Origin of the sequence: Microcoleus sp. MON2_D5 (assembly GCF_036701905.1) — a bacterium.
Classification (GTDB): domain Bacteria; phylum Cyanobacteriota; class Cyanobacteriia; order Cyanobacteriales; family Microcoleaceae; genus Microcoleus.
On the sequence record NZ_JAUBRM010000016.1, the window covers coordinates 84,288 to 95,856 of the forward strand.

General features: G+C 44.2%; 8 protein-coding genes. 6 read left to right on the top strand and 2 right to left on the bottom strand.

Going from position 1 to position 11,569, the window contains the following annotated elements; all coding sequences use genetic code 11:
- The first annotated feature begins 155 nt into the window (after positions 1-155).
- From QUA47_RS08280 to QUA47_RS08290, 3 genes are all read left to right on the top strand, one after another.
- Complete coding sequence (locus QUA47_RS08280; protein ID WP_333430398.1) at positions 156-2,723, top strand: glycosyltransferase; 2,568 nt, start codon at positions 156-158, stop codon at positions 2,721-2,723.
- A gap of 166 nt (positions 2,724-2,889) precedes the next feature.
- Positions 2,890-6,390: a glycosyltransferase gene (locus tag QUA47_RS08285; RefSeq protein ID WP_333430399.1), complete on the top strand. Its 3,501-nt coding sequence runs from the start codon at positions 2,890-2,892 to the stop codon at positions 6,388-6,390.
- A 72-nt stretch (positions 6,391-6,462) separates the two neighbouring features.
- Entirely contained in the window at positions 6,463-7,791 is a 1,329-nt protein-coding gene (locus QUA47_RS08290) for a GH39 family glycosyl hydrolase (protein WP_333430400.1), read from the top strand.
- A 70-nt stretch (positions 7,792-7,861) separates the two neighbouring features.
- Here the strand turns inward: QUA47_RS08290 and QUA47_RS08295 are convergent, their stop codons facing one another.
- Positions 7,862-8,161, bottom strand: coding sequence for a contact-dependent growth inhibition system immunity protein (locus QUA47_RS08295; protein ID WP_333430401.1), 300 nt, complete (start codon positions 8,159-8,161; stop codon positions 7,862-7,864).
- Complete coding sequence (locus QUA47_RS08300) at positions 8,158-8,697, bottom strand: RNase A-like domain-containing protein (protein ID WP_333430402.1); 540 nt, start codon at positions 8,695-8,697, stop codon at positions 8,158-8,160. The genes QUA47_RS08295 and QUA47_RS08300 overlap by 4 nt, the downstream gene beginning before the upstream one ends.
- A 356-nt stretch (positions 8,698-9,053) precedes the next feature.
- On the opposite strand from QUA47_RS08300, the gene rfbF reads away from it, so the two are divergent.
- The 3 genes from rfbF to QUA47_RS08315 all read left to right on the top strand — a co-directional run bounded on the left by rfbF (position 9,054) and on the right by QUA47_RS08315 (position 11,559).
- Positions 9,054-9,827 carry a glucose-1-phosphate cytidylyltransferase gene (rfbF, locus tag QUA47_RS08305; protein ID WP_190657938.1) on the top strand — a complete coding sequence of 258 codons (774 nt, stop codon included), beginning with the start codon at positions 9,054-9,056 and terminating at the stop codon, positions 9,825-9,827.
- A 157-nt stretch (positions 9,828-9,984) separates the two neighbouring features.
- Positions 9,985-11,049 (top strand): acyl-CoA dehydrogenase family protein, encoded by a 1,065-nt coding sequence (locus QUA47_RS08310; RefSeq protein WP_333430403.1) that lies wholly within the window; start codon positions 9,985-9,987, stop codon positions 11,047-11,049.
- A gap of 84 nt (positions 11,050-11,133) precedes the next feature.
- The gene (locus tag QUA47_RS08315; protein ID WP_333430404.1) at positions 11,134-11,559 is read left to right on the top strand and encodes a cyclase family protein; all 426 of its coding nucleotides are present in this window, start codon (positions 11,134-11,136) and stop codon (positions 11,557-11,559) included.
- Positions 11,560-11,569 lie beyond the last annotated feature (10 nt).

An 11,569-nucleotide genomic window follows, 5' to 3' on the forward strand; every position in this document is an offset into this window, starting at 1 on the left:
CTTTTCCTTTTGAGTAATCATTCCATGTAAGATCATATGCTACAATTGGTCAAAATTCAAGTTTCTGTAAGTAGAGCTAGCGAACTGAGAATAGTGCTGAATGTCCGCGAAATTAATATAAACTAGACAGTAATAGGTTAACAGCGAGCTAAATAATGTCAACAGTCAATCCAACACCGCTAATCAGCGTAATTATACCTGTATATAATGGCGATCGCTACATCGTACAAGCGGTGGAGAGCGCCCTAGGTCAAACTTTTACTAATTTGGAGATTATAGTTGTAGACGATGGTTCGACAGATCGCACGCAGCAAGTATTGCAGCCTTATATTGACAGAATTCGCTACATTTATCAGAAAAACCAAGGAGTAGGAGTTGCCCGAAATCAGGCTTGTCAGCTAGCCAGAGGCAAGTTTTTAGCGTTTCTAGATGCCGATGACTATTTCCTACGATCCAAGCTAGAGAAACAACTAGCTTGCTTTGACGCTGATCCCGCATTAGACATGGTGCAAACAGGTTGGCTGCTAGTCGATGAAACCGGGCAAGAGATTTCTGATGTCAAGCCTTGGCAGCAAGCGTCTAAATTAGATTTAGAAAGCTTTATTTTATATAAATGCGTGCGACCGAGTGCGATGATGCTGCGCCGAAAGTGCTGGGAAGATTTGGGTGGTTTCGATTCTCAATTTCGGCTAGCCGAAGATTTAGATTTTGCCTTGCGTTTGACTTTAAAGGGGTACAAAGCAGTTTGGTTAGAAGAGATCCTTACCTGTTATCGCCAGCACAATTCTAATATCATGTCAAGCGGTTGGCCGCTAATGAAGAATACAGAAATTTTGATGAAAGAATTCTTCGAGCGACCTGATTTGCCTGAGTCAATCCGCCAGTTAAAAAACCAGGAACGCTATCTATGCTTAAAGTGGCTGGCATGGCGGATGTACCGCGACGGTCATCTAGCAGAGATGGCCGAGTGTTTGGAAAAATCATTGCACTATACGCCTTTTTCGCCCACAAAAACAGTCTTGAATTGGCTGGAAACTTTTCAGAGGGCTTCTGAAGAATACGGTGAAAATTTTGACGCTTATTCGCTGAGTAAGTTAGCGGAATGGCAAGAGATAATTTTGATGGTGATGACTAATCCACCCCAATCTCAACAAAGTTCTATTCCCACACCTTCAAAAGCGGGTGAAGCGAAGCTATCCCGTAGGGAAACGCACATTCTACTCTACAACGCCGACGATCCGGGCGTGGGAGGATTAGCGCAGTACAACCATGCCATTCTCTGTCAGTTAGCCTTGTTGGGCTATCAAGTCACTTGCGTGCAAACCAAACATTCTAGCCCCTTGGTTGAGCGAGAACGAGAGTTAGGTATAGAGCACTTGTGGCTGGATTTTAGCAGCCATAGAGATTTAGCGCGGGTGTTAAGAAATACTGAGGATGCACAAGAGATTTTTTCTACTAATAAACCTGATCTAATTATTTTTAGCGATGGCTGGCCCTATTCCAATTTTGCAGTTAAACAGGTAGTTATTCAGATGGGAATACCATACATGATGGTAATCGGGTTAGTCATGCCAGATCACGCAAATTTTGCCTACGGGGATGTAGTGCCTTATCGAGAGGGAGTGCTGTATCAGTGCCTGCAAGCTAGAGCGGTGATTGTTGGCGCTTATGAACATTTGAATTTATTGTGGGATGACTTTGATTTACCCAAAGATAAGGGGCAAGTGATTTACTTGGGGCGCTCTCCTGAATATTTTGCACCTCCGAATCCTTCGGCTCGCCAACGCCTGCGGCAAGAGTTAGAAATTCCGGAAGATGCGATTGTCTGTTTCACATCTGCTCGATTGGCACCCGTTAAAGGGCATCGATATCAGATCGAAGCAATCAAGCAGTTGAAACAATCTCCCGTGTGGTCTAAACTGTATTTTGTATGGGCAGGGAATGGTGAGGGAAGCCATTGCGATGTAGAAAGAGAATTGAGGGAAGCTGTTAGAGAGTTAGGAGTGAGCGATCGGGTGAAATTGATCGGACAGCGTTGGGATATCTTAGATTTACTGGATGCTAGCGACATCTTCATTTTGACATCTCTCGGCGATGCTGCACCTTCTTTTTCAGTCATGGAAGCGATGGCTAAAGGATTGCCTGTAGTTGCTTCGGCAGCGGGCGGCATTCCAGAAGGACTCGGGGATACTGGGAAGTTGTTGCCCGATCCGAATACCGATCCGGAGGGAACAGCGAGGGAATTGGCGGAAACTGTAGAAGCTTGGGCGCTGAATCCAGAATTGCGCCGCCAAATCGGCAAAGCTTGCAAGCAGCGGGCCGAGAAAATGTTCAAAGAGGAGCGGATGCTCGCAGAGTCTGTTGAGGCGATAGAAAAAGCTTTACTTTCCGATCGCGAAAAAGATCAATTTGTTACTCAAAAACAGGTGCAGGAGTGGATGGCGAAGGTAGAAAGCCGGGTGCGCTACAGCTTTTTAGTGTGGAAGGCGTGGCACGCTTACTGTCAAGAAGATCTCATCGGGATGCAGAAGTGGCTTCAAGAATCGTTGCAGTGTACGCCTTTTTTGAGTACAGAAACGCTGTTAAATTGGATAGAATCTTTTGGCTATTTTTCCTCCTCGAAAGGGCATGATTTAGATACATATTCTCTGACTAAGTCACCAGAATGGCAACAATTGGTAGAGGGCTTACAGGGCATTGAATCTGTATTTTTTCTACCCTAAAACACCAGATTGACATTTTAAATTGAGGTGGCTGTCAGCAGTATAGCCACAAAGATCAGTAAAATTGTATTTTAGAGGCCCAACAACGATCAAAAATCTGTGTATTGGCGTCTAAATCTGTGTTGTGTTCCCAAACCATTCGTTATCACCGAGCAAACTTATGTCAATGGCAAATTCGACACCACAAGTCAGCGTAATTCTACCTGCATATAATGGCGATCGCTACATCGCGCAAGCGGTAGAAAGCGTCATCAGCCAAACCTATAAAAACTGGGAAATTATCGTCGTAGACGACGGCTCAACCGACGACACCCGCCAAGCATTGCAGCCTTATGTTGACAAAATTCGCTATGTTTATCAGGAAAACCAAGGAGTAGCTGCCGCCCGCAACCGAGGAATTCAGGAATCCCGAGGTGAATTAATTGCTTTTTTAGATCAAGATGACTTTTTCTTGTCCGATAAGTTAGCTGGACAAGTTGCGTTATTTGACGCTCAGCCATCACTAGGAATTGTTAATAGTGGCTGGCGAATGGTTAAAGAGCAAGGCGAAAGTATTTTCGATGTAACACCCTGGGAATACTTGCCTCAGCTAGACTTAAAAACCTGGATTGTTTATATGCCCCTACTTCCCAGCGCCATGATGTTTTCGCGTCAGTGGCTGGAACGAGTCGGTGGCTTTGATTCTCAGTATGATTCAGTAGATGATGCCGACTTAATCTTGCGTTTAGCACTATCTGGCTGCGAAGCTGCTTGGTTGCCTCAAGTGACAGTATGCTACCGCCAGCACGGGCAAAATGTGTCCATCCAGAGAGCGCTAAAACAGGCAAACCTTTGTATTAAATTAAAGCAAAATTTCTTCAGTAGAGCAGACTTACCAGAGGACATCCGCCAATTAGAAAAGCTTGCTTTTTATGAGGCTATGACATGGATGGCGTGGCAACTTTACTACAGCGGCTATCCGGCAGAAATGACTGAGTATTTGCAAAAATCTTTAGATTATACCCCGTCCTCGCTGACACTAACTATAATAGATTGGGTAAAGCGCCTTACCGGAATTTCTAACAGCTACGGCTGCCCAATTGATGGTATCGCTCTCAGAATCATACCAGAATGGAAACAGTTAATGGCTAGTATCATCACTCCCAAAAAAGTGCGCGTCAGTGTCATTATCCCGACTTATAACTGCGAGCGCTACATTCTCAAAGCCGTAGAGAGCGTTCTCAGTCAGAGTTATGAAAACTGGGAAATTATCGTCGTAGATGACGGTTCAACAGACAATACCAGCCAATTTTTAGCACCTTACCTCGATTTAATTCAATACATCTATCAAGATAACCAAGGAGCAGCAATTGCTCGAAATCGTGCTTGCAAATTAGCAAAAGGGGAATTTTTAGCTTTTCTAGATGCTGACGACTTCTTCTTACCAGAAAAACTAGAAAAACAAGTAGCTTGCTTTGACGCTGACCCCACATTAGATTTGGTGCAAACAGGTTGGCTTATCGTTGGCAAAAACGACGAAGGCATCTATGGAGTAAAGCCTTGGGAAGAATCACCAAAATTAGATTTAGAAACTTTTGTTTTGTACAAATCAGTGCGTCCCAGCGCCATGATGCTGCGGCGAGAGTGGTGGGAACGCTTGGGGGGTTTCGATCATCGCTTGCCGCCAACCGAAGATTTAGATTTTGTCCTACGTTTAGCTTTAAAAGGCTGCAAGTCAGTTTGGTTAAAAGAGATATTAACCTGCTATCGCCAGCACGACAGTAATCTCATGTCAAGCGGCTCCAAAGTAATGGAAAATATGGAAATTGTGATGGAGCAATTTTTCGCGCGGCTAGACTTACCTCAGTACATCCGCGACTTGAAACGTGAGGAACGTTACAGGTGTTTAGTATGGCTAGCGTGGCGGATGTACCGTGATGGATATTTGGCAGAGATGGTCGAGTGTTTGGAGAAATCTCTTCATTACACTCCTTTTACAGGTACGGAAACAGTATTTAAATGGTTAGAAACTTTTAAAGGTGTTTCACAAGAATACGGTACCGACTTTGATACTTATGCCTTAACCAATTTAAAAGAATGGCAAGATATCGTAGTGGTTGCTGCTAACAATCCTCCTCAATTTCAATCGGCAGATATTTCCATTTTTCAACCGCAAAAAGCCCGCATACTACTGTACGCAGAAGACCACGGAGTGGGAGGCTTAGCTCAGTTCAACCACTCCCTGATGTGTAAATTAGTAGCCGAAGGCTACCAAGTTATTAGCGTTCAAACTAAAGCTTCTCACCCTTTAATTGCCGAACAAAAAAAGTTAGGTATAGAACATATTTGGCTAGATTTTGACACAATAAAAGAGTTTTTGCGAGGTGCTTACAATTTAGGCGATGCTGAAAAAATTTACGCGCAGGCTCAACCGGATTTAATTATATTTAGCGACGGCTCGCCGATGGCCAATTTTGCACCCAAACAAGTTGCTATTAAGCAGAATATACCGTACATAGTTACTCTCGGTTATATGGGTCGCAATTATGAAAGTTTCGATCGGGGCGATCAAATTCCCTATTTGGCGGCTGTCTCCTATCAGTACGATTTAGCCAAAGCAGTAGTAGTAGTGTCCCAGGAAAATTTAAACTTGTGCAAAAGAATTTTTAAAGTGCCTCTAAAACGAGGCAAAGTTATTTATTATGGGAGACCGAACAGTTATTTTGAACCGCCGAATCTTTCAACTCGCCAACGCCTGCGTCAAGAACAAGGAATCCCCGAAAAGGCTGTCGTTTGTTTTACGGCGGCGAGATTGACTCCAATTAAAGGATATCAGTATCAATTGCAGGCGATCGCCCAATTGAAAAATCGTCCAATTTGGCCCCAAATTTACTTTGTTTGGGCCGGGCCGGGGTCTACTACTCACGACAATATGGAACCTGAATTAAGAGCAACTGTGAGCAAATTGGGAGTAGAAGAACAGGTTAAATTCTTAGGACAGCGCTGGGATATTGCCGATTGGCTCGACGCCAGCGACATCTTTATTTTATCTTCCCAAGCAGAAGGAATGCCGCTAGCAATTATGGAAGCAATGGCGAAAGGATTGCCCGTAATGGCCACAGCAGTCAGCGGGATTCCTGAAGAATTGGGAGATACGGGAAAGTTGCTCCCCGATCCTACAATCGACCCAGAAGGAACAGTAAAAGAATTGGTAGAAACGATGGAAATATGGGCAGAAAATCCCGAATCGCGCAGGCTTGCAGGACAAGCGTGCAAAGCGCGAGCCCAAGAACTATTCAAAGAAGAACGGATGCTTCGGGAATATGGAGAAATAATTGAACAGGCATTTGTAGCTGAGGATGATAGCGACAGTTTCTCTATTAGTCCGAAACTCAAAAAGCAGGTACAGCAAGTGGATAGCCTGCTGACATACTATTATTTAGTGTGGAAAGCTTGGGAGGCTTACGAGCGGGGAGATATGTCCGAGATGGTGAATAATTTGCAATCTGCTTGGGCCTGCACACCTTATTTGACCACAGAAACTATCTTTCAGTGGGTGCAAAATTTTGGTACTTTCGCTGCGGAAAAAGGAGTTAATTTCGAGATCAACGAGCTGATCAACTCGCGTTCGTGGCAACAAGTGATAGAATCAATACAGGGTTTTGAAGTGTTTTCATCGGTTCGTTAAAACTGAGCTCTTGCAGCATTCTTAGGAACGGGCAAGATGCCCATTCCACAAAAAATTAACCAAAGAAAAGATATGCAATTTACATTCAAGTTCCCACGTATTAATAAACTGCTGCCAATTGGTTTAGCTATTGTCACTGTTCTGTTAATAGCCTATTTGGGACAGCCAAGAGCGATCGCCCAACTTCGATCGAACGTTACAGTAGATTTTGGACAGCCAGCCACCGGTACAATTTCCATGAGTGGCATCCTGCACGGAATCGACACCGCCAAACCGCCGGATAGCTCGATCAAACCCTTGCAGCCCAAACTTTGGCGGGCGGGGAGACTCGATATTTACGATCGAGTAATCGCTAGCGGAGCCGAGTTTCAGTTAGTAGTCAGCGACTTGTGGGGCTACGGTAGCAATCCCAATGGCTGGCCCTATCAAAACTACCCCGCGTGGGAAGCATTCATCCGACAGTTAGCCCAGCAAAATAAAGGCAAGAAAATTATTTGGGATGTATGGAATGAACCAGATTTAAAAAATCCGTTTTGGAATGGCAGCAGAGAACAATTCTTTGAAACCTACAAAAGAGCTTACAAAATTTTGCGAGAAGAATTGGGGCCGTCAGCAATGATTGGCGGGCCGAGCATTACCAACTACAACAAAGGATATCTCGCCGCTTTTTTGGATTACTGCAAAGCGAACAAACTGGAAGTAAATTTCCTAGCTTGGCACGAACTTAACGATACCATGATCTTATTTGTTGACGACCATGTAATTGATGCTAAACGTAATTTTCAGCAAAGTCCCTCTTACAAGGAACTGAACTTGCAAAAAATTTACGTCAACGAAATTGTCGGGAACTTAGCGCAGTACCAGCCGGGGGAAATCTTAGGTTATTTCTATAACTTAGAGTATGCCAAAGCTGACGGTGCTTGCAGAGCTTGTTGGGAGAGTAAAGGGCCAAATAAAGTTAGCAATTGCTTCAACAATACGCTGAGTGGGATGGTCACGCCTAATACTTTTGAGCCAAGAGCAGCTTGGTGGGCATACAAAGCTTATGCTGACGGAGTTAATTCGCGGGTGCGGAGTTGGTCAAATAACAATCGCCTTGTCGCTTTAGCCAGCAAGTCAAATCCTGAAGGTAAAGCACAGATACTTTTAGGTTATTTCGACCCCAATTTTTCCTCAGCAACAACGGTAACATTAAGCCTCGGAAATTTGGAGCAGCTAGGTATTCAAAGAGGTCAGAAAATAACTCTAAAATTAGAAAAAATTCCCAACAATCAAGAAGGAGCCGTGCCACAGCTTGTCACTGTTAAAGAAGAAAGTTTGTCTGTGGGTAGCGGCAGCTTGGCTTATGTTATCCCTAATTTCAACGTCCACGAAGGCTACTTATTGACGGTTAGCAAGTGATATCGTTTTCGGTGGCATCGGAATTATATAGAGGACACGGCACTGCCGTGTTCCTACAAATATATAGATTTTAGCTGGGAGTATTCAAAGATTTTTGCACCGATTCCAACCACTCTCGGACTGTTTGATTTTCGGATTGTGGGTCGTAGTAACACCCTAATTCATCGAGGATGAATGCTTCTAAATCGGCTGGGGCGATCGGCATTTCTAACAGTTTGCTGAGTTCTTGCGATGCAGCTTCAACACTTGCGGGCGGTTCGCTGCTGCGGTAGTTGTTCACTACATCGCTGGGAGTATCAGCTTCTAACGGCCAGTCTTGGTGAAAGTAGGAACTGAAAAATTGGGTTAAATGAGGAAATGGATTGATCATTGGGGATAGGCTGTGAGGATAAAGTATCCGGGAGGTAATTTGGCGCTGCGCTGGAGGACGATTCTCAGGCGAGATGTCGAAGTGGCTTTGGATGCGCGGCGACGCAGAGTAATGCCAATGATTCGGTTGGCATTGTAGTCGATCGTATAACGATTGCCTGGACTTTTCACCCAGGAGTCGATCGCACTTTGATTTCTGTTTATTGCTTCTGAAATAGCCGCTTCGGCGACGGAACGGTCAGTAAAAGAAGATGCTGCAGAAATTCTCGTTTCGCTTGCGAGTCGCTGTGCTAGTTCTGCTTCTGTTTTGCCAACGTGTCTCTCTAAAGTGTGTCCTCCTGCTGATTCGTGAAAGTCTAATCCGCCGCCCGGTATGTTGGGTACAAAAGCTACGGTCGTTTGTGGTAGGGTTGAGATTTTCGGTGCAACAACCGTGGCGTAAACACCAGGTATAGCCGATTGGAATAATATAATTATTGAGGCGATCGCACAGAGGATACCTAAAAACTTTTTTAGGCGAGCGAGTTGATTTTTCATTTCTGTTGAAGGTCTTTCTTATATTTAGTATAGGTCTTGGCGGTTTTTTTGTCTATTTGTTAATCGACTCTTAGTAAGTTAGAAATTGCGCTGTATTCAAATATACTGTCCGCAGTACCCACCCTATTCGTAGTTAGAAATTGCGCGCAGCATTTAAATACATGGTGTGCACGGAACACCCTAGGATTATTCCTAAATACACGGTGTCCACGGATCACCCTACGATTATTTATAATAATTCGTGATTTCTGGGGTTTACAAAGCTTTACTCACTATGAGAAAATGTTAATAATTCTTTGAAATAATCCCTGATGATTGATGATAAATTAATTTATCATCTTTAAAAATGTGACAAAATGCAACTAGTTATCCTAGCTGGCGGTCTCGGTACTCGTCTCAGAGAAGAAACAGAATTTCGTCCCAAACCCTTAGTTGAGGTGGGGGGGCATCCAATTATTTGGCACATCATGAAAATCTATGCACACTACGGTTTCCAAAACTTTATTGTGTGCTTGGGCTATCGCGGCAACATGATTAAAGAATATTTCCTCAATTATGAAGCCATGAACAATGACTTTACTATCTGTCTGGGACGCCAAAATGCCATCACTTATCACGAGGAACATCTGGAACAAGATTTTAATGTTACCCTGGCTGAAACTGGCGCGGCAAGCATGACAGGAGGGCGGGTAAAACGGATCGAAAAATATATCGATCGCGAGAATTTCATGGTGACATACGGCGATGGAGTAGCTGATGTCAATATTGACGCCTTGCTCGAATTTCACAAGTCTCACGGGAAGCTGGCCACTGTCACCACATTTCGTCCGATTTCTCGCTTTGGAATTTTGGATGTAGACAGCGATAGCCGCGTAGTTCAATTTTCTGAAAAACCTCAAGTTGACGGCTGGATCAGTATTGGATATATGATATTCAACCGCCGGGTATTTGAGTATTTGGGGGGAGATGATTGTATTTTAGAACAAGAGCCGATGCAGCGTTTGGCGGCCGACGGACAGTTGATGGCTTACCGTCATGAGGGCTTCTTCTTTGCGATGGATACTTTTCGAGAATACAAGTATTTAAACGAACTTTGGGATGAAGGAAAGGCTCCTTGGAAAGTTTGGTAGGGAGTTAGTTTTGAGGCGGGCTTTTAGGCTCGCTTCATAAGAATTTGAATAAATATAAAGCCGATTATACGTTTATAAAGTACACCCCCCGAGCGAGCGAGTAGTAGGGACATGGCAGTGCCGTGTCCCTGCCTCTGCTATAAAATAATTATAAAAAATGGATTCCCAAGAAATTCTCAACAGCACAGAAACTTACCTACAAAAGTGCGTCGCACCTCACGCGGAAATTATCGACAGCGACTCGGAAGCGCTGAAAACAGCAGTTGCTGGATTGGAAGATCGATCGCTCTTAGCGTTGCGAGTTCCCCAAAAATGGGGCGGTGCTGGAATTGCACCGGAGATTTTTTACCAATATCAAGAATTGACGGCTCGATATTCCGGCGCTTTGTCTTTCCTGCAAACTCAGCACCACAGCGCAACTGCGATGCTTGCCAACAGCGACAATGAAATGCTAAAAAGCAGATACTTGCCCGCGATCGCCCAAAAAGAGTTACGCTTGGGTATTGGGTTTTCGCATTTGAGGCGATCGGGCGATCCAGCCGTCACCGCAACTCCCGTAAAAGCGGCTTATTTACTGTCAGGAAAAGTTCCTTGGGTAACAGGTTTTGGCTTGTTTCAAAAGTTTATTGTAGCGGCGGTACTTCCTGACGAACGTGCTGTTTTCGGTTTAGTGCCTTTTACCAATAGTGAACGCGAATCGGGTAAAATAGCTTGTAGCGAAATCATGCAGTTAATCGCCATGAACTCGACTAATACTGTGACAGCCACTCTCGATAATTGGTTGCTGCATGAATCGGAAATAATTTCAGTTAAACCTGTCGGCTGGATTTCGGAAAACGACAGCAAAAATATACTGAATTTTGTTCCGGGTACTTTTGGCTGTATTCGAGCGGGATTGGATGTAATTGCCGCAGCGGCGGCTGCTAAGAATTCACCTTTTATAACGGCGGCTTGCCAAAAATTAGAGCAAAAGCTCGATCGGCTAAAACAGAATTTCTCACAATCTCAACATAGCTCGAAAGCAGAACAATTAGCGCTGCGAGCTCAAGCCATTGATTTAGCGGTGCGTTGCGGGCACGCTGCGGTTGCAGTTTCTAGCGGTGCTGCTAACGGTGTGCTACACCCAGCCGGGAGAGTTTATCGAGAAGCTTTGGTGTATACTGTTTCCGGGCAAACAAAGGATGTGATGGAAGCAACGCTCGATCGACTAATCGAATTTTAGATTGTAGATTTTATATTTTATATTGAACTTGCAAAAGGTCAAAAACTCAACTGTGTTTAATAAATAATAGATATATTTAACCTGATGCCCAACAACTTCAACTCAAATAACTTAAAAACGATCGCCTACAGCCAAATTATAGACTTAACCCATGCAATTCATCCAAATATTCCCATTTGGCCAGGAGATCCAGCCACACAAATTGCCACAGTATCTCAAATAGAAACAGACGGGTATTTCCTGCGAAAATTCTCAATGGGGGAACACAGCGGCACTCACATCAACGCACCCAACAGCTTTTATGCAGGAGGCGCCAGCATTGATAGTTATTCCCCGCAGTCGCTAGTTTCCCCCGCAATTGCGATCGACATCCGAGAGCAAAGTCTTGCCAATCCCGACTACACTTTAACAATTGATGATATATTGACTTGGGAACGGCAGCACGGGTGCATCTCACTTTTGCAAATATATGAAAAAAGCGCCAAAATGAAAAAGCTAGTAAAACTGTGAAAAAAGATGA